The sequence below is a fragment of the Aequorivita capsosiphonis DSM 23843 genome, from assembly GCF_000429125.1.
Lineage (GTDB): Bacteria > Bacteroidota > Bacteroidia > Flavobacteriales > Flavobacteriaceae > Aequorivita > Aequorivita capsosiphonis.
This window is the reverse complement of record NZ_AUBG01000011.1, coordinates 201272-219394: the sequence shown is the minus strand read 5'-3', so window position 1 is coordinate 219394 and position 18123 is coordinate 201272. Positions and strand designations below refer to the sequence as shown.

Annotated in this window: 20 protein-coding genes; 18 read left to right on the top strand and 2 right to left on the bottom strand. The window is 37.0% G+C overall.

Annotation, left to right across the window (positions count from 1 at the left end):
- Window positions 1–88 precede the first annotated feature (88 nt).
- Window positions 89–1000 carry a helix-turn-helix transcriptional regulator gene (locus G440_RS0110125; RefSeq protein ID WP_026451205.1) on the bottom strand — a complete coding sequence of 304 codons (912 nt, stop codon included), beginning with the start codon at window positions 998–1000 and terminating at the stop codon, window positions 89–91.
- Window positions 1001–1279: 279 nt separating this feature from the next.
- On the opposite strand from G440_RS0110125, the gene hemA reads away from it, so the two are divergent.
- From hemA to G440_RS0110085, 8 genes are all read left to right on the top strand, one after another.
- A complete protein-coding gene (gene hemA / locus G440_RS0110120) occupies window positions 1280–2542 on the top strand; it encodes a glutamyl-tRNA reductase (RefSeq protein WP_026451204.1) in 1263 nt (420 codons plus the stop codon).
- Between the two features lie 2 nt (window positions 2543–2544).
- On the top strand, window positions 2545–3495 hold the full coding sequence (gene hemC / locus G440_RS0110115; protein ID WP_026451203.1) for a hydroxymethylbilane synthase: 951 nt from the start codon (window positions 2545–2547) through the stop codon (window positions 3493–3495).
- A gap of 19 nt (window positions 3496–3514) precedes the next feature.
- The gene (locus G440_RS0110110; protein ID WP_026451202.1) at window positions 3515–4183 is read left to right on the top strand and encodes a uroporphyrinogen-III synthase; all 669 of its coding nucleotides are present in this window, start codon (window positions 3515–3517) and stop codon (window positions 4181–4183) included.
- Window positions 4184–4221: 38 nt separating this feature from the next.
- Window positions 4222–5250, top strand: coding sequence for a uroporphyrinogen decarboxylase (hemE, locus tag G440_RS0110105; RefSeq protein WP_026451201.1), 1029 nt, complete (start codon window positions 4222–4224; stop codon window positions 5248–5250).
- On the top strand, window positions 5251–5736 hold the full coding sequence (locus G440_RS0110100; RefSeq protein WP_026451200.1) for a DUF6973 domain-containing protein: 486 nt from the start codon (window positions 5251–5253) through the stop codon (window positions 5734–5736). It begins immediately after the preceding gene.
- A gap of 69 nt (window positions 5737–5805) precedes the next feature.
- Complete coding sequence (locus G440_RS0110095) at window positions 5806–6573, top strand: EI24 domain-containing protein (protein ID WP_026451199.1); 768 nt, start codon at window positions 5806–5808, stop codon at window positions 6571–6573.
- Window positions 6570–7505 (top strand): oxygen-dependent coproporphyrinogen oxidase, encoded by a 936-nt coding sequence (gene hemF / locus G440_RS0110090; protein WP_026451198.1) that lies wholly within the window; start codon window positions 6570–6572, stop codon window positions 7503–7505. Before G440_RS0110095 ends, hemF begins: the two co-directional genes overlap by 4 nt.
- Before the next feature lie 339 nt (window positions 7506–7844).
- Window positions 7845–8180 (top strand): ribonuclease E inhibitor RraB, encoded by a 336-nt coding sequence (locus tag G440_RS0110085; protein WP_026451197.1) that lies wholly within the window; start codon window positions 7845–7847, stop codon window positions 8178–8180.
- On the opposite strand, the gene G440_RS0110080 is transcribed toward G440_RS0110085, so the two are convergent.
- Window positions 8181–10835 (bottom strand): DEAD/DEAH box helicase family protein, encoded by a 2655-nt coding sequence (locus tag G440_RS0110080; protein ID WP_026451196.1) that lies wholly within the window; start codon window positions 10833–10835, stop codon window positions 8181–8183.
- Window positions 10836–11024: 189 nt separating this feature from the next.
- Between G440_RS0110080 and hemB the strand changes: the two genes are divergently transcribed.
- The 10 genes from hemB (at window position 11025) to G440_RS20690 (ending at window position 17989) form a co-directional block, all read left to right on the top strand.
- On the top strand, window positions 11025–12014 hold the full coding sequence (gene hemB, locus G440_RS0110075) for a porphobilinogen synthase (RefSeq protein ID WP_026451195.1): 990 nt from the start codon (window positions 11025–11027) through the stop codon (window positions 12012–12014).
- 27 nt (window positions 12015–12041) lie between these two features.
- Window positions 12042–12419 (top strand): hypothetical protein, encoded by a 378-nt coding sequence (locus tag G440_RS0110070; protein WP_157417927.1) that lies wholly within the window; start codon window positions 12042–12044, stop codon window positions 12417–12419.
- Between the two features lie 83 nt (window positions 12420–12502).
- Entirely contained in the window at window positions 12503–12973 is a 471-nt protein-coding gene (locus G440_RS0110065) for a hypothetical protein (protein WP_026451193.1), read from the top strand.
- A gap of 116 nt (window positions 12974–13089) precedes the next feature.
- Window positions 13090–14190: a CNNM domain-containing protein gene (locus G440_RS0110060; RefSeq protein WP_026451192.1), complete on the top strand. Its 1101-nt coding sequence runs from the start codon at window positions 13090–13092 to the stop codon at window positions 14188–14190.
- A complete protein-coding gene (locus G440_RS0110055) occupies window positions 14190–14666 on the top strand; it encodes a methylated-DNA--[protein]-cysteine S-methyltransferase (RefSeq protein WP_026451191.1) in 477 nt (158 codons plus the stop codon). The genes G440_RS0110060 and G440_RS0110055 overlap by 1 nt, the downstream gene beginning before the upstream one ends.
- A 1-nt stretch (window position 14667) precedes the next feature.
- Window positions 14668–15810, top strand: a complete 1143-nt coding sequence (locus tag G440_RS0110050) for a serine hydrolase domain-containing protein (protein WP_026451190.1) — start codon at window positions 14668–14670, stop codon at window positions 15808–15810.
- A gap of 147 nt (window positions 15811–15957) precedes the next feature.
- Complete coding sequence (locus G440_RS0110045) at window positions 15958–16302, top strand: type II toxin-antitoxin system RelE/ParE family toxin (RefSeq protein ID WP_026451189.1); 345 nt, start codon at window positions 15958–15960, stop codon at window positions 16300–16302.
- 5 nt (window positions 16303–16307) lie between these two features.
- A complete protein-coding gene (locus G440_RS0110040; protein WP_026451188.1) occupies window positions 16308–16628 on the top strand; it encodes a helix-turn-helix domain-containing protein in 321 nt (106 codons plus the stop codon).
- Window positions 16629–16782: 154 nt separating this feature from the next.
- Entirely contained in the window at window positions 16783–17496 is a 714-nt protein-coding gene (locus G440_RS0110035) for a 3'-5' exonuclease (protein WP_026451187.1), read from the top strand.
- A gap of 85 nt (window positions 17497–17581) precedes the next feature.
- The gene (locus G440_RS20690; RefSeq protein ID WP_157417925.1) at window positions 17582–17989 is read left to right on the top strand and encodes a hypothetical protein; all 408 of its coding nucleotides are present in this window, start codon (window positions 17582–17584) and stop codon (window positions 17987–17989) included.
- Window positions 17990–18123: the final 134 nt, after the last annotated feature.

Here is an 18123-nt window from a genome sequence, read left to right as displayed (position 1 = left end):
TAACTACAAATAGAGGTAAATTCTGGGGACTGTTCAAATTCTTTAAAGTCGTCTAAGGAATGTATGTTTTGGAGTTTGTTACTTATGCCTATGCGTTAAGTCCCATCAAAAACTTCTTAGGTGTAGTGCCAAATTTCTTTTTAAAGGCTGAAATAAAATGGCTAGAGGTACTATAGCCTACTTTCAATCCCACTTCATTTACATTATGGGATCCTGTTGCCAAAAGTTGACGTGCTACTTCCATTTTATAATCAAAAAGAAAACTGAAAACGGAATCGCCATAGATTTGTTTAAAACCTTCTTTCAATCTATTTATAGGAAGGTTAATCTCGTCCGCAAGTTGTTGTAAGGTTGGAGGTTCAGCCATTCTGGAAATCATAATCTGCTTCGCTTTCTTTATTTTCGAAACATTAACTTCATCTGCTAAAAATGGACATTGCTCCACATCTGCATCTGCTGGGCGATTAAAAAAAAGGCTCAGTAATTCGTATGCTTTCCCTTTAAAATACAGCGGTTTAATACTGGGATGCAAGTTGTAATTCATTAATTGGTTTAGCACAATAGTCATAGATGGATTGGTAAGACCATCCTTGTAATATTTACGATCTTTATTTTCGTCGTTTAGAAAGGTAATATAATTCGCCTCGGTTGAAAAAAGACCGTGAAACTTAGTGATGGGTAGCAATACCGAAATAACCCAGGAATGCGCAGATAAGTGAAGATCTAGCGGTAAATCTCGCTGAGGATTGTAAAGTAATAGCGAATGATCTTCCTGTATGGGCAACTTATAATTACCTTCATTAAAAGAAAAAGAAGCGGAACCCTTAATACAGAAATGAAACTGGATAAAATTAGCACTCACTTCCCGCTTAAAAGTTTGATTTTCATCGGTTTCATTGTTAAACTTTAAAATGAAAAAACCGGGTTCAATTGCTATTTCTTCATAAAATCCTACCATATTGGCAGGTAAACTTTGAGCGGTATTTTTTTGAAAATCCATGGTAAATATGATTAATTTTATTTAGAATAGTTCTAAATTAGATTTAATTAAATTTGATGTGAAACCCCGAATTTAGTGCGTTATAATATGATAAGTATCATATTTATATCAATTTTAACAGGGAGCGATATAAAAGATACCGCTAGCGTTACTTTTTGAAAAACTATGCCCGTACATTTGCTTCTGTTTTTATTTTAAACGCTTTTAAAGCCTTTGCAATTCTACTATAATGAATAATCTGAATATTTCTTCTATCTATTTCTCAAATATACTTTGTGGATGAAAAATAATTTAAAGACATATTCTGGTGAGAGCCTTGAGGGTCATTTTTATGCTATTGGTCTTAATTATAAAAAAGCAGATGCCGAAATAAGAGGACATTTTAGTATAGACGATTCAGCTAAACAAAAAATTCTTGTTCAGGCTAAGGAAGAAGGTATTCCTTCACTTTCAGTAATCTCCACGTGTAACCGTACAGAACTCTACGGTTTTGCCCAACACCCTTTTCAACTTATAAAATTATTATGTCAACATACCAATGGTACCGTTGAAGCTTTTGAAAAAGTGGCCTATATCTATAAGAACCACGATGCAGTCTCACATCTTTTTAATGTGGGTACCGGCCTTGACAGTCAGATTTTAGGTGATTTCGAGATTATCAGTCAACTGCGCAGCGCATTTCGTGAATCAAAAAAACACGATATTTTCAATCCGTTTATGGAGCGTCTAGCCAATGCGGTGATTCAAGCCAGTAAACGTATTAAAAATGAAACTCAAATCTCATCTGGAGCTACTTCTGTAAGTTTTGCTGCGGTGCGTTATATTATGAATCGGGTGCCACAAGTTTCAGAAAAGAATATTTTGCTATTTGGAACCGGGAAAATAGGTAGAAATACTTGTGAAAACCTTATAAAACATACTAATAACGAACATATAACCCTTATAAACCGCACCAAGGAAACAGCTGAAAAAGTGGCTGGAAAATTTAATCTCGTGGTAAAGGATTATGTGGATATTCAGAGTGAAGTTGCACAGGCCGATGTGCTTATTGTAGCTACGGGCGCACAGCAACCTACAATATCCAAGGAACTTTTATATTTAAAAAGACCGCTTTTAATACTTGATCTTTCAATACCTAAGAATGTTTCCGAAGATGTTTTGGAAAGTGAATTCGTAACTTTGCTACATCTAGATGATCTTGCAGCCTTAACCGATGAAACTTTAGAACAACGCGCATCGCAAGTGCCAATGGCGAAGAAAATTATTGCTGAAATTGAGAAAGATTTTAGAAAATGGGCAGATGAGCGAAAATTTGCTCCTACCATTCGCGCTCTAAAAATTAAACTTGCTGAACTTAAAACTGGCGAAATAGATTATCAGAGCAAAAAAATAGATGGCTTTAATGAAGAACAGGCCGAAATAATTAGCGATCGTCTTATTCAAAAAATCACTACCCATTTCGTCAACCATTTAAAAGGCGAAGAAGGTTCAGCCGAAAGCATTGAACTTATACGAAGAGTTTTTCAACTTGAAACTGCCTAGTCTTGAAAAAAACAATCCGAATTGGAACCCGCGATAGTGAACTTGCGCTTTGGCAAGCTAACACCGTAAAATCTAAACTCGAAACTTTAGGTTACAGTACCGAACTCGTTCCTGTAAAAGCCCAGGGAGATTTAATCTTGGACAAACCTCTTTACGAAATGGGTATTACGGGTATTTTCACCAAAACCTTAGACATTGCGATGATCAACGGGATGGTGGATATTGCCGTGCACAGTATGAAAGATGTGCCTACACTTTTACCTCGGGGAATTGTTCAAACAGCAGTGTTGGAACGCGCTACATCACAAGATATTCTAGTAACAGAAGCCGATACTGAAATTGATTTTGAAAAAGTATGCACCATTGCTACAGGAAGCCTTCGTAGACAAGCGCAATGGTTGCACAGATATCCAAATCACAAACACGTAGATTTACGTGGCAATGTAAATACCCGTCTTCAAAAACTGAAAGATAATCAATGGCAAGGTGCTATTTTTGCTAAAGCAGGACTAGAACGATTAGGGTTTGTGAGCGAAGCAAACATAAAAAACACCTCCTTTGCTGGGTTTGGGGAGGATTTAGATTGGATGATTCCCGCACCAGCCCAAGGCGCAATGGTAATTGTGGCAATGGAAAATGATGCTTTTTCTATTGAAGCCACTTCAAAATTGAATCACTTTTCTTCCGAAATTTGTACCCACATTGAAAGAGAGTTTTTAAATACCTTGGAAGGTGGTTGTACCGCGCCTATTGGAGCTCTTGCAGAAATAGTAAAAGATAAAATCTTATTTAAAGGATGCTTATTTTCTTTAGATGGTAAAGAAATGCTTGAAATTGAAAGGAGTGTTAATACTGTTGATTATAAAGGTTTTGGAAAGGAATGTGCCACATACATTCTAAAGAATGGCGGAAAGGAACTGATGGCAAAGATTAAAAAACTTACGGGTAAATAAGCCGCTAAATGGTATTGCTATGAAAAGCATTCTCTCCACCAAAAAACTGAGTCCTTCACAAAGGGAATTGTTGATAAACGCTGGAGTCTCTTTGGTAGATTACAATGCTATTAAAATTGAATTCGTGCCTTTTGAGACTCACTCAAATATTGAAAACGCCATTTTCACCAGTCAAAATTCCGTGGAGACGGTAATGAGTGGCAAGGTGAAAATTGCACAATGTTTTTGTGTTGGAGAAAAGACAAAAGCGTTTTTGGAGAAAAACGGTCAAAAGGTGGTTAAAATGACGGAATATGCTTCAGAATTAGCGCCTTATTTAGTTGAAAACCATAAAAACGATCATTTTAATTTTTTCTGTGGAAATATTCGAAGCGACGTAATTCCATCAAAACTGAAAGAAAATAATGTTTCTTTTGAAGAAATTGAAGTGTACAAAACGATGCTTAACCCGAAGAAATTTGAAAGGCAATTTGATGCAATTTTATTTTTCAGTCCGAGTGGAGTAAGAAGCTATTTCGAAAAGAATAAATCTTCCAGGGTTCAAAACCCCGGAAGATTTGAATCGACAGCCATTTGTATCGGAACAACAACCGCTCAAGAAGCAAGAAATTACACAGAAAATGTGGCGGTTTCAAATTCCACAACGGTGGAAAGTGTGATTGCCAAAGCAGTTAAAATATTAACCTAACAGGTTTTCAAAACCTGTTAGGTTTTGAACTAGAACTTATGATAAAAAACGATCTATTCTTAAAAGCCCTTCGCGGAGAAACCGTGGAGCGACCTCCGGTTTGGATGATGCGCCAAGCAGGAAGGTATTTGCCAGAATTTATGGAAATAAAGGCGAAATACGACTTTTTTACCCGTTGCCAAACACCAGAATTAGCTAGTGAAATCACTGTGCAACCAATCCGAAGATACGGAATGGACGCTGCGATTTTATTTAGTGATATTTTGGTGATTCCGCAGGCCATGAATATTCACGTAGAGATGAAACCAGGAATTGGTCCATGGGTGCCAGACCCAATTCGTTCTATGAAAGATTTGGAGCGTGTTATTGTTCCAGACATTAATGAAACCCTAGGCTACGTAATGGAAGCCATAAAAATGACCAAGGAAAAACTGAATGACGAAGTGCCATTAATTGGTTTTGCTGGCAGTCCGTGGACAATTCTATGTTACTGCGTGCAAGGTCAAGGCAGTAAAAATTTCGATAAAGCAAAGGAATTCTGTTTTACACAACCTCTTGCAGCACACCAATTACTTCAGAAAATAACTGATACCACGATTTTATATTTAAAGGAAAAAGTAAAAGCTGGTGTTGATGCAGTTCAGGTTTTTGATAGCTGGGGTGGTATGCTTTCCCCAACCGATTATCAGGAATTTAGCTGGCAGTATATGCAGCAGATTATTGACGCCTTAAAAGATGAAGCTCCAGTAATCGCTTTTGGAAAAGGATGTTGGTTTGCTTTGGACGAAATGGCGAAAAGTGGCGCTTCCGCTTTAGGAATAGATTGGACTTGTTCTCCTAAAAACGCTCGCTATTTAACTGGAGGGAAAATTACATTACAGGGGAATTTTGATCCAACAAGACTTTTTAGCCCTCCATCAGAAATAAGAAAGATGGTTAAGCAGATGATCGATGAATTCGGAAAAGACCGGTATATCGTCAACTTGGGCCACGGAATTTTACCAAATATTCCTTTGGAAAACGCAGGCGCTTTTATTGACGCCGTGAAGGAATACAAACAAGATTAAATGCTTTGGCGGATTTTAAAGAACCTAGATTACAAGCAACTTTTCGGGTTGCTTGGCCTTTTTCTTAGAAATCCGTTATACACCATACCTACAATTTTTGCAACCAAGGATTGTATGAATATTGCCCAGCAGGAGTATGGAGGTAAACACCATTTAAGCAATCCTGCAAATGCTTTTAGGCATGCGCTTTGGGTTATTTTGATAACCAAGAAATGCTTAAAGTGGAAGAATAATGAGGAAAAGGCAATTGCTTGGGCTAAAAGTTTTACCGATTGGCACGAGGATTTTTCACCAAACGAAGCATTGGAACGAGCGATGGATTTGCACAACAATCAAGTGGGAATTGCTTTATATGAAGAATTAAAAGACAAAAACCAAGAAGATATCGTTTCGTTTTTGAAGCAGAAAGCTTTGGAAGCTGAAAAGATTAAAGCTGTTGATGAGATTGAAAATTTTCAGAAAGTATTGGTTTATATAGACGATTGAGAAAAACCTAACAGGTGGTAGATTGCTTCGTCCCTCGCAATGACACCTGGTATGTTTGAAGTTCAAGAAATGATAAAAAACATCCTAAAAGGCATAAAAGCATACGCAGGAACTTTCAAGCTCATCAACAAACTTGGGCTTTGGAAATACTTCGGTGTGCCAATGGCGATTAGTTTTCTAACGGCGGTTTTAATCGGTTTTTCTGCTTGGGGATTAGGTGATAATCTGGGTGCTTTTATCTCAAAAGCTTGGTTTTGGGAATGGGGCTTCGAAACCTTTAGGGCAATTAGCGATTTTATAGGAGCGTTAATAATTCTTGCTTTAGGGCTTATTCTTTATCGTCATATTGTAATGGCTTTAAGTGCTCCGTTTATGAGTCCGGTTTCGGAAAAAATTGAAAAGCATTTATACGGAATAGATCACACAAGGCATTCCCACAGAAATACCACCAATGCTGCGCAACTTTGGCGAGGTATACGGATAAACGTTCGGAATCTTTTGTTGGAGTTGCTATTTACCATTCCAATTATTTTAATTGGATTCATTCCGGTGGTTGGAATAATTTCCACCATACTTTTGTTTTTGGTGCAAAGCTATTACGCGGGCTTCGGGAATATGGATTACACATTGGAACGACATTATAAATATTCCGAAAGCATTCAATTTGTAAAAAGGAATCGAGGTTTGGCTATTGGAAATGGTATCGTTTTTATGCTTGTATTATTGATTCCAGTTGTGGGGATTATTTTGGTTTTACCGCTTTCGGTTACTGCCGCGAGTACGGAAACTTTGAGGGTTTTAGAGAGCTCAAAAACACTAAAAAAGGATTTTCAATGAAAGAAAAATTTGTAGCATACATAAAAAACTTGCAAAACGAAATCACCTCCGCATTGGAGGAAATTGACGGAAAGGCAAAGTTCCAAGAAGATAAATGGATCCGCAAAGAAGGTGGCGGCGGACAAACCCGCGTAATTAAAAACGGGGACGTTTTTGAAAAGGGGGGTGTAAATATCAGTGAAGTTCACGGGAAATTGCCCGAAAGTATGCAAGCATATTTCGGTGTAAAAGACGCTGATTTTTTTGCTTGTGGTTTGAGCTTAGTGCTCCATCCAAAAAGTCCAATGGTGCCAACAGTCCACGCGAATTGGCGCTATTTTGAAATGTATGATGCTGAAGGAAATATCGTAGACAGTTGGTTTGGCGGTGGACAAGATTTAACGCCTTATTATTTATTTGAAGAAGATGCAAAGCATTTTCATCAAGTATGTAAAACCGCTTGCGACAAACACAGCCCTGAGTTTTATGATACCTACAAAAAACGGTGCGATGAATATTTCTGGAATTCACATAGAGAAGAAGCTCGTGGAATAGGCGGATTGTTTTTCGATTACCTTAAGTCGTCCGAAGCCTTGGCGAAGGACGATAAAAATATGGCGAAGGATATGTCGATGGAAGATTGGTACAATTTTGTAACCGAAGTTGGCGATAGCTTTTTGGAATGTTATGTTCCCATTGTGGAAAAACGAAAAAATCTTCCTTATGCCGAAGAAAATAGAACTTGGCAAGAAATCCGTCGTGGTCGCTATGTAGAATTTAATCTAGTTCACGATAAGGGAACGCTGTTCGGCTTAAAAACCAATGGCCGAATTGAAAGTATTTTAATGAGTTTACCGCCACACGTACAATGGGTTTATGATCATCATCCAGAAGTTGGAAGTGAAGAAGAACAACTTGTTGAAGTTTTAAGAAATCCCAAAGAGTGGGTTTAATCTGTAAGATATTTTTTTATTTCGCCTGAAGCTATCGATATTCTTGCAAGGTGTTCCCGCCTTTTCGGCGGGCTCCTTGTAGGTATTTCAATTTCCCAATGTTAATTGCGTAACCACAGTTTCTCAAAAAAATCTGTTTCAGTAAAAGGAGCATACTTACAAGGCTCTCTTCCTGCAGCGGACAAGTTTCGGTCTTGCCGGAGATTACTTTAATGAAGAAAATCCTATCTTTATAGTTCCTTCAATATCTTTAAGGCATTCCTTCCTCGTTTGCCAAGTGATCTTGTGGAAGGAATAATGTGAACCTTTAAAACAAATCAGCTTAAATCAAGTATTCCAATGTCAAGAAATAGAACGAATAAAAAAATTTTCGAAATACTTGACGCTTTCGGTGACGACGGGAGAGAAAAGCGTCCTGTTACCCATTGGTTTTATTTTGAAAAAAGAAAGGATCTTGAAATTTTTGAAAGTTATACTTGGGATATTGGGTTCCAAACCTCGTTTAAACACCTTCGGAAAAGAAAGGGATATCAAAAGCTTTTGCTGATTATTTATAGAGTTGAAAGTATAAATGAAAGTTCTATCGATTTTGATACTATGGAATTTTTTGAACTTGCAACAAAATATAATGGTGAGTATGATGGTTGGGAAACTTCAATCGAATTTGACGAATAATTATTTCCAAATCAAAGCCTTTTTCGACCTTACTCTGTTATCATCCTGGAAATAATGGAAGCGTGCTTTTAGCAATAATTTCCGCCCCTTTAGATTTCTTGTAAAGCTTAAACCTGCTTTTCCATTGAATTTTTCCCAATACTCGAAAAATACATCTGCATCTTTTCTTCGTTCGGCAAATAATTTTGGAACACTGTAATAATTGGAAAGTCCTAATAAATTTCTAAACCAGCCAGCTTGTGTAATTATATAACGTGGATTTTCAACGGGCTCGATAATTTCTTCTAAATAATCAATAAAAAGAAGACTTTCCTTTACTGTTGAACCTTGTAAAAAGCAACTTATTTCACCAGGGCGAAATTCTTCAATTATAACATCTAATTGAACATCGGGAGTTTGTATAATTCCTTTTTCAATCATCGTTGCTTTCAACGCATTGGCAATATTACATAACTGTTTATCTCTTCTTCCGTATTTAAAATATAGTTTGAGTGCCTTGAAAGTTTTTGGAACGAATATTAAAAGAATGCCACTTGCAATGGCATAGAAGAAATAAAGAAATCCTCGTGAGATTAAGGTGAAAAGATTCTGTAGAAAAAGCTCAGGTATGGTAATCAGTAGTAAGGCTAAAAGTTCGATAAACGTATATTTCACCAAGTCTCGATAATATAGTTTCTTCGGTTTGGCAGCAGCTTTTTTGGCGGGAAAGTCCATCTTTAATTCTCGAATCAAGATATTTCCTTTCTCTAAGGCTGTATTCCATCTTCCCCTTATATTTTTACGATTTAATGAAAGAGAATGCATTTTCTCATTGAAAACTTCCACTTTTGGTGTTTCGTTAGTTATTCCTAAACTTGAAATACCATTTTGTATATAAGGTTTTCCTTCTAGGGAAATTCCGCAGAAAGCATCAAATCTTCGTGTCAATGTTTCCACATCAGCACCTCCAATTTCACTCGTAGGATCCACGCAGGCGAGATGCCATATGTTTGCGACTTTCTCAGGTTTAAATGGGTTTATGCGAAGTGCCCGTCCACGCATTTGGTTGGAGGTTACAAAAGAACCGACAAATGAAGCCAAGACTAGCGTGTTGATAGCCGGTGCATCCCAGCCTTCTCCCAAAAGGGATTTGGTCCCGATGAGAACCTCAATAAATCCTTCCTCAAAAAGTTGCGTCATCGCACTGACCATTTCCTTCTTTCCATTTAGAGTTGGGGTGATAATAATGTATTCTGTATCCCACAAGATAGATTGGGTAAAAGCATCTAAAGAAATTTTGGCAGTCAGTTCATCGACCAAGGAATTGTGAATTAAAATTAAGGATCCAGTAAGCACCGCCAATTTACTTTTCTGAAGATTTAAACCAGTTTCACTTTTTATGGTGTGACGAAGATATTGGAAGATAGGAACCACGCCTAGCTTGTTTATTTCCGAAAGTGAATCACCATATTTAAAATCGAGAAATTCCTTTCGAATATAGTCTGAAAGAACAACCATTCGCAGTGAACTTCCAAGATTGGTGGATTCGATTTTCGCTATTTCTACAATGCTCTTTAGCTTCGTGGTACTTTGGGAAAGGGAACGGTAAAGATTGCTTTCACCTACAAGATTGACGCGTTGTTTATCAAAAGCCCCGATTTTCCGTAAGTTTCTTTCAATTGCTTCTATCAGGATTTCATCTTCAATATAATCCTCCCTATCATCAACCAAAATAGGCTGCAACAGAGCTTCAACCCATTCATAATTAAAAGAAGGAAAAGTGATATTTTTTGACTTGACTCCCAACAATTCAATCTTTTCCGAAGGAATTTCAAAATCAATCGAATTTAAATATATTAGAATCGCCGAATAGAAATCTGGATGCTCGTAAATGGCTTCCAGCGAATTTTCCGTATTGGCATAAAATGGGTGTTTCAGAATAAAATCTTTGAAATCTACATTGGTTTTTAATTCCGAAACAAAGGCTAATAACTGCTCGCGATATTTGATGATATACAGAATTTGTTTCTGCTCTGGTTTCGAAAAGTAGATATAATCCTGATGCGGACATAGATTGCCTTCCTTTACCAATTCTGGTAGACCGATTTCCATATCAATGAGGCCACATAATTCAAAATACTTTGCGATTTCACTTGGTTCGCTATCATAAGGCGGCGTTGCAGTCAGTGAAATTACAGTACAATCGGGAATTTGTTTTAAACTGAAAAGAGGTTTCCACCATTCGTTTTTTAGGTGATGCGCTTCGTCTAAAACAAGGTTTTCAATTCCTGCTTTCTTAAAGAAATTCAGTAATTTATTATCCGAACTTTCCATTTCATTCTTATAAAAGGAATGTAAAGATTGATACGTCGAAAAGGTGAGTGTTTCCGGATTTTTTAAGTCGAAGGAAATGGGAAATGAATCCTCATCGTTGACAAAACACTCTAACATACGCTCATTCCATTGATTTCGAATGGTTAAAGTGGGCGAAAGTATTAGTGTTTTTTTGTTTATTCGGCGCACCATTTCCAATCCGAGAATTGTTTTTCCAGAGCCTGGTGGTGCCACTACGTGCAGGTGATTATCTTCATTGTGGTTTTCAAAACCGTCCAAGAAACGCTGTTGGTAGCTACGCCAAGTAAATTTGAAAAGAAGTGAAGAGGTTAGGGTGTTCAATTTAACGAAGGCTCAGATTATAGTAGTAAATTTGCAACGCTAAAAATAAGGTATTTTAACGAGTTTAAAATTTCGTTGAAAATCTGGTTTATGGTTTAAATATATTACTAAATTGATTTTTGAATTTACGATTTCAGATTTATCAAAAAATCTAAAATCTAAAATCTCAAGTCTAAAATCTAAATAGATATGTATCCATTAAGAAGAAACCGAAGATTGCGAACTAGTGAAAGTATGAGAAGTTTGGTTCGTGAAACTATTTTAAGTCCGAAAGACTTTATCGCACCACTTTTTGTGGTGGAGGGAAAAGGCGTAAAAGAGGAAATTGCCTCGATGCCCAATTATTACAGATTGAGTTTAGATCTGTTAGAAAAGGAAGTAAAAGAGCTTTGGAAACTCGGTCTGAAGTCAGTTTTACTTTTCGTAAAAATTGATGATAAACTGAAAGATAACACAGGAAAAGAAGCGCTAAATCCAGATGGCTTGATGCAACGTGCCATAAAAACGGTTAAAAATGCCGTACCGGAAATGCTGGTTATGACCGATGTGGCTTTGGATCCTTTTTCAATGTACGGTCATGACGGAATAGTATCTGAAGGAAAAATATTAAATGATGACAGTAGCGCCGTCTTGGCCGAAATGTCACTGAGCCACGCAAAAGCTGGCGCAGATGTAGTTGCGCCAAGTGATATGATGGACGGTCGTATTTTTGAGATTCGAACTTTATTAGAAGACGAAGGTTTTGTTGATATCGCAATTATGGCCTACAGCGCCAAATATGCTTCGGCGTTTTATGGGCCGTTTAGAGATGCGTTGGATTCTGCTCCGGTAGACGTTAAGAATATACCGAAAGACAAAAGAACCTATCAAATGGATTATGGCAATCGCGACGAAGCCATAAAGGAAACGCTTATGGATATTGAGGAAGGAGCAGACATTGTAATGGTAAAGCCGGGACTTTGTTATTTAGATATCGTTCGTGAGATTAAGAATACTGTAAACGTTCCTGTTGCAGTTTATCAGGTTAGTGGTGAATATGCTATGTTGAAAGCAGCTGCGGAAAGAGGATGGTTGGATCACGATGCAGTTATGATGGAACAACTGACAGCCATAAAACGTTCAGGTGCTTCTATGATTGCGAGCTATTTTGCCAAAGATGTAGCTAAATTGATTAATTAAGAAAAATTTTTCATTCCGAATCTAAATTTGACCTACATTTGTCAAGTGAAACTTGCTGAAAAACATATAGGTACATTCTTGGTCTCGATGGCCATCTTCTTGATTTTTGGGAATATAGCTTTCGCCAATGTTTCTTTTTCCGATAAGGTCAAATCAGCAGCGGTTTCTAATTTTCAGGCCGACGATAATCCAAAACCTTATGTTTTTGATGAACTTTCCATCGGCAAATTTTCTCCAACGCTTTCGCAAAATGAATCCTTGGGTACTGGATTTGTTGGAATGCTCTATTCCAGCAAGAATTTTTCAAACGTTCAGGTTTCTTCTTTATTTACCTGTTCATATTCCGCAACAGACAAACGGGAGTTGATCTTTCAGTATCTGTTTCCTTTCCACTTTTTTTGGTAATTTTTTGATGATTTTTTCGAAGTGTTTGAATTGACTTTCAAACCATTTTTTATTCCAATTATTCATCTTAAAAATTATTCATTATGGAAATAAGTGCATCCCTTATTGGGGTTATAATATTGTTGTTAATAGCTGTACCTGTGGGCTATATGATTATAAGCGCGGGCGGCGTCAACAAAAAAGTAAAGAAATCTGTTGTTCAACTTTCACAGAGCAATGGCATACAATTGAAGGATATAGATATTATCGGTAATTTGGTAATTGGTGTGGATGCCATTTCCAGAAAACTGGTATATACATCTAAAAAGAATCCATCAGACGATTTTAAAATTGTTGATATGGAGGATGTAAAGGACTGTCACGCCAAGACAATCAAGCAATCTGATAAAACCCTGGATTGGGTAGGTCTTGAATTTATAGAAAAGACTGGGAAAAAGGAAATCGTCTTTTATGACGAGCGCGCTGATGATGAGTTTAGCAAAGACCCTTTTGTTTGCCTTCAAGACGCAAAACGTTGGGAAGGTACATTAAGACCACTATTGAAAGCTTCTTAAAGATATTTTTGTAGAAAGACCGCCCAATGTGGCGGTTTTTTTTTGCGCAATTAACAAGACCTTGCGTTAAAAGGCGTTATAATTTCTTTATTTTTAAAAAAATTAAAACATCCCGTATGACTTTACTCATAGTATATGCAGTACTATCTATTTTCTTTTCTTTTTTATGTTCCATTCTGGAGGCCTCCTTGTTGAGTTTTACGCCTACTTATCTACGGATGAAGGTCCAGGAGGCTAAAAAGTATGCCGTTACTTTGACCAATTTCAAGAAGGATATCGACAAACCATTGATCGCTATACTTACACTAAATACCATAGCACATACCGTTGGAGCCATTTTGGTTGGAGTAGAAGCCGAGAAACTACCCTTTAAGGTTGAATTTTTGGGAATGAATATCGTTGGCGTTGTCTCCGCAATCATGACGATTCTTATTTTAGTAGTTTCTGAAATAATCCCGAAAACAATAGGTGCTACTTACTGGAAAAAATTAGGTCCTTTTACCGCAACGTTTTTAAAGGTAATTATCTTCCCACTGAAATATACTGGTATTCTTTGGCTCTTAATGTTTGTAACAAAGATGGTAGGCAAATCTGCTCACGTAAGTACCATGAGCCGTGAAGAATTCCTTGCTATTACGGATGCAGCAGAAGAGGAGGGCGTTTTTGAGGAAAATGAAACCACAGTTATCAAGAATCTACTGGTTTTTAAATCTGTTCAGGCGAAGGATGTAATGACGCCATTCCCTGTTGTTACTCTAGAAAACGAAGAAATGAGTCTTAAAACCTTCCATAAAAAACATAAAAGCCTGCGTTTTTCACGGATTCCAATTTACAAGGAGAAAACGCATAATATAACGGGCTTTGTTCTTCGGGATGATGTTTTGGAAGGGATAGTGGACGAACATGGGAACAAAATGCTGGCTGATATTAAGCGTGAGATAACCGTAGTGGATGCCAAAAAACCGATTCCGGATTTGTTTGAAGTCTTTATAAAACAAAGAATGCATATTGCTCAAGTGGTGGATGAATTTGGCAATACCATCGGTGTTGTTACTATGGAAGACATTATTGAAACCCTGCTTGGTCTGGAAATTATGGATGAAAGCGATAACATTGAGGATATGCAACTCCAGGCAAGAAAAAACTGGGAAGTACGTGCCAAACGAATGGGAATTCAATTAAATGAAGATGGCGAACCAAAAAAAAAGGATGAATAATGAAAACGGTTTTTATACAAACTCCAATGGGAGTTTTAGAAATTATAGGAAATTTGGAAGGACTTTCGGCGGTACTTTTTAAAGATGCGGAAACGTCAACTATTTCTGAAAAAGTTCCAGAGGAATTGAAAGATGCAGTTCTTCAGCTTCAGGAGTATTTTGAAGGTGAACGGAAGGAATTCAATCTAAAACTTTCCCCAGAAGGCACTGATTTTCAAAAACGGGTTTGGAACGAACTTTTAAACATTCCTTTTGGAAAAACCTCGTCATATCTGCAAATGGCCAATAAGCTAGGTGATCCAAAAGTGATTAGAGCCGCAGCTTCTGCAAATGGAAAAAATCCTATTTCAATTATAATTCCTTGTCATCGTGTAGTTGGCAGTGATGGCTCGCTTACTGGTTATGCTGGTGGACTGCATAGAAAAAAATGGTTATTGGAACACGAGAGCTCTTCGCTACAGCAATCTTTATTTTAGAATGAAAATAATCAAGAAGTTTTTTAAATGGATTTTTGTAATCCTGTTTGCGATAGTAATAGGTCTTTATTTTACTGGCAACGCATATATTTTGAAAGGTATTTGGGTAGTTTATCTTCACGGGCACACCACCGCTTATATTGATGATTTTAAATATTTCGAAAATGACGAAATACCTGCAAGTAAAAATCCGCAGCCTTGGCCAATCCATAAAGATTACAATACCGTAGCAGCCACTAAAAAACTCTCCAAAACCAACACTGAATTGGGAACGATTGCTTTTTTGATTATTAAAAATGATAGTATTTGGTATGAAAAGTATTTTGAAGACTTCGGAAAAGACTCCCAAACCAATTCATTTTCAATGGCGAAAAGTATTACTTCCGCCTTACTGGGAAAGGCGATTGATGATGGATTTATAAAAAGCCTTAATCAATCCGTTGGAGATTTCTATCCACAGTATGCTGATTCTGGAATGACTGTTGGCGATCTTGCTTCGATGTCTTCGGGATTGGATTGGGATGAATCTTATACCAATCCGTTTGGAATGACGGCGAGAGCGTATTATGCCAGTGATTTATCCAAAACTATTTTAAAGCTGAAAGTTGTTGATTTTCCGGGATTAAATTTTAAATATTTAAGCGGAAACACAGAACTCTTGGCAATGGTGCTTCAAAAAGCTACAAAAATGCCCTTGTCAGATTATTTGTATAATAGTTTTTGGAATCCGATGGGTGCAGAAAACCCTGCGCTGTGGCAAGTGGATGATACGGAAAACAGATTAGTAAAAGCCTATTGCTGTATTGGTAGTAACGCGAGAGATTTCGCCCGTTTTGGAAAACTCTACAAAGATCACGGAAAATGGAATGGCAAGCAATTGCTGGATCCTGCTTTTGTGGCAAAATCAATAAAACCTCGTTTTGAGACAAGCCCAGAATACGGTTATGGTTTTTGGCTGAGTGATTTTATGGGAAAAGAGATTTTCGCAATGCGAGGCATTTTGGGACAGTATGTAATAGTAATCCCTGAAGATGATTTAATTATTGTTCGTCTAGGGCATCATATTGGTGAGAAAACAGAATTACCTTTTAGCTCAGATTTTTATGTTTATATTGAGGAGGCGTATGAGATGCTTGGAAAATAGGGCTTTGTAAACCCATTATTTCTTTTGTTGTATATTTATGTGTTGGCGGCGCCGTATTGCGCGGGCTACTCAAAATGAACATTGATAATAGTTCTGAATCTATTGTTTCCCATTCGGGAAATATTTATATTTGATAAAACTTTTTGGATGAAGCAAAACTTTGATATTCAATTGTTGCCAGAAGCAGTTGAGTTTTTGAATAATCTTGATAGTAAAGCACGGAACAAAATTTATTACAACTTAAAGAAGGTGCAATACACTAATAATAAAGAGCTTTTCAAAAAACTTAATGAATTCATCTGGGAGTTTAGAACGCTGTATAATGGAAAAATCTATCGACTTTTTTCATTCTGGGACAAAACTGGGGATGAAAAAACCATCGTAATTGGAACACATTTAATATTAAAGAAAGCACAGAAAACACCACCAAAGGAAATTAAAAAGGCTGAAAGTATTAGAAGTAAATATTTTGAGAATAAAACAAAAATGTAATAATTATGAAAAACGATTTTAAAACCGTTTCAATTGACTCGATGATTGATAAACACATTGGCAAGCGTGGAACTTCGAATCGTGATGTTTTTGAGAATGAATTGAGAATCGATTTGTTGGGAGAAGCAATTAGACAAGCTCGCAAAGAACGAAACTTAACACAAGAACAATTGGGCAAACTTGTAGGAGTTCAAAAAGCTCAAATTTCAAAAATAGAGAACAGTGTCAAGAATGCCCGATTTGAAACGATCTTGAAAGTATTCGAAGCTTTGGGGGCCAAAGTGAATTTTAATGTTGAAATGAATAACGAAAAATTAGTCTATTAACTATAGAAATGTAAGTTGATGGCTCTGAACAAGATTAGGTGTTGCTCCTAGCAAAGTTTAAACTAAAATGAATTGGAACGTGAGCCTTAAAAAATAACATTCAATAATTTTTCGTAGCTTTAACTTTCTCCTCCCCAGTTGAAATTCTTAAATGATGATAAAGCGTATAAACTTAGAGCACATCCTCTTTTTGGATATTGAAACGGTGCCGCAGCAAGAAAATTTTTATGAGCTGGACGATACAACCAGAGTGTTATGGGAGTCAAAAAGTCATTATCAACGGAAAAACGATTTTACCGCTGAAGAATTTTATGACCGCGCCGGTATCTGGGCGGAATTTGGAATGATTGTTTGTATTTCTGTGGGTTATTTCGTCTTTAAAGAAGATGTTCGTAATTTTCGTGTAACCAGCTTCCACGGCGATGAGGTTAAGATTTTGAAAGATTTCAAAGCTTTGCTTGAAACACACTTCAATAAACCACATCATCTACTCTGTGCCCATAACGGGAAGGAATTTGACTTTCCATATATTGCAAGACGGATGATTATTAAAGGGATCGATATTCCTTTTAAGCTCGATCTCTTCGGAAAAAAACCTTGGGAAGTTCCACATTTAGATACGCTCGAATTATGGAAATTCGGTGATTATAAAACCTATACTTCACTTAAATTAATGGCGCACGTTTTAGGAATTCCTTCTCCAAAAGACGATATTGATGGCAGCCAAGTGCACAACGTTTTTTATGAGGAAAAGGATATTGATAGAATCGTTATTTATTGCGAAAAAGATACGGTTACAGTGGCCCAAATTCTCTTGCGACTTCGAAATGAACCTATTTTGGACGATGATGAAATCCTTTCGGTGTAGCTAAACTCTTGGAAACAAAGCTTCAAATATGGAATTCTGTTTAAAATTCCTTAGATTTACCGGTCATTATAAAATAAACACTTGTATGACTCTTCCCAAATTCAATTTTAAATCAATTTTAGCCTTTCTTTTTATTTCTGCTGCTGTGCTTACTTCTTGTAAAGACAATGAGCAGAGAACAGATATAGAAACAAATACACCTCAAGAAGCAACGCTTGAACAGAAAAAACAGGCGCTTCAGAATGTTGCTCCAACTTCAAATAATGCCAGCTCAACAGGTGACATGGCACTAAATCCAGCACACGGACAACCAGGCCATAGTTGCAAAATTCCTGTGGGCGCACCCTTGAACGGCACTGGATCTACCAAGGCATCTCCAATTAAAATGGATATGAACAAAACCAATGCAACGCCAGCTTCTGGTTCAGGAATTAACCCGCCACACGGGCAACCTGGACATAGATGCGATATCCAAGTGGGAGAGCCACTATAAATTTCAAAATGACGTAGGACCTAAGACTGTATTGTTAATTTTAATATTTTACCTATTCTACTTTGTTGTTCAGTCATATTTAAAAATAATTATAAAAGATAATAGGCCCGTTTCAAAATTGAAACGGGCCTATT

Excerpts from the sequence above, each read along its gene's own strand:
- G440_RS0110085 (WP_026451197.1), top strand. The coding sequence starts at position 7,845 with ATGTCAAGAAATAGAACGAATAAAAAAATTTTCGAAATACTTGACGCT.
- G440_RS0110060 (WP_026451192.1), top strand. The coding sequence starts at position 13,090 with ATGACTTTACTCATAGTATATGCAGTACTATCTATTTTCTTTTCTTTT.
- hemA (WP_026451204.1), top strand. The coding sequence starts at position 1,280 with ATGAAAAATAATTTAAAGACATATTCTGGTGAGAGCCTTGAGGGTCAT.
- G440_RS0110040 (WP_026451188.1), top strand. The coding sequence starts at position 16,308 with ATGAAAAACGATTTTAAAACCGTTTCAATTGACTCGATGATTGATAAA.
- G440_RS0110045 (WP_026451189.1), top strand. The coding sequence starts at position 15,958 with ATGAAGCAAAACTTTGATATTCAATTGTTGCCAGAAGCAGTTGAGTTT.
- G440_RS0110125 (WP_026451205.1), bottom strand. The coding sequence starts at position 1,000 with ATGGATTTTCAAAAAAATACCGCTCAAAGTTTACCTGCCAATATGGTA.
- G440_RS0110035 (WP_026451187.1), top strand. The coding sequence starts at position 16,783 with ATGATAAAGCGTATAAACTTAGAGCACATCCTCTTTTTGGATATTGAA.
- G440_RS20690 (WP_157417925.1), top strand. The coding sequence starts at position 17,582 with ATGACTCTTCCCAAATTCAATTTTAAATCAATTTTAGCCTTTCTTTTT.
- hemB (WP_026451195.1), top strand. The coding sequence starts at position 11,025 with ATGTATCCATTAAGAAGAAACCGAAGATTGCGAACTAGTGAAAGTATG.
- G440_RS0110100 (WP_026451200.1), top strand. The coding sequence starts at position 5,251 with ATGCTTTGGCGGATTTTAAAGAACCTAGATTACAAGCAACTTTTCGGG.
- G440_RS0110095 (WP_026451199.1), top strand. The coding sequence starts at position 5,806 with ATGATAAAAAACATCCTAAAAGGCATAAAAGCATACGCAGGAACTTTC.
- G440_RS0110055 (WP_026451191.1), top strand. The coding sequence starts at position 14,190 with ATGAAAACGGTTTTTATACAAACTCCAATGGGAGTTTTAGAAATTATA.
- hemE (WP_026451201.1), top strand. The coding sequence starts at position 4,222 with ATGATAAAAAACGATCTATTCTTAAAAGCCCTTCGCGGAGAAACCGTG.
- hemF (WP_026451198.1), top strand. The coding sequence starts at position 6,570 with ATGAAAGAAAAATTTGTAGCATACATAAAAAACTTGCAAAACGAAATC.
- G440_RS0110110 (WP_026451202.1), top strand. The coding sequence starts at position 3,515 with ATGAAAAGCATTCTCTCCACCAAAAAACTGAGTCCTTCACAAAGGGAA.
- G440_RS0110065 (WP_026451193.1), top strand. The coding sequence starts at position 12,503 with ATGGAAATAAGTGCATCCCTTATTGGGGTTATAATATTGTTGTTAATA.
- G440_RS0110050 (WP_026451190.1), top strand. The coding sequence starts at position 14,668 with ATGAAAATAATCAAGAAGTTTTTTAAATGGATTTTTGTAATCCTGTTT.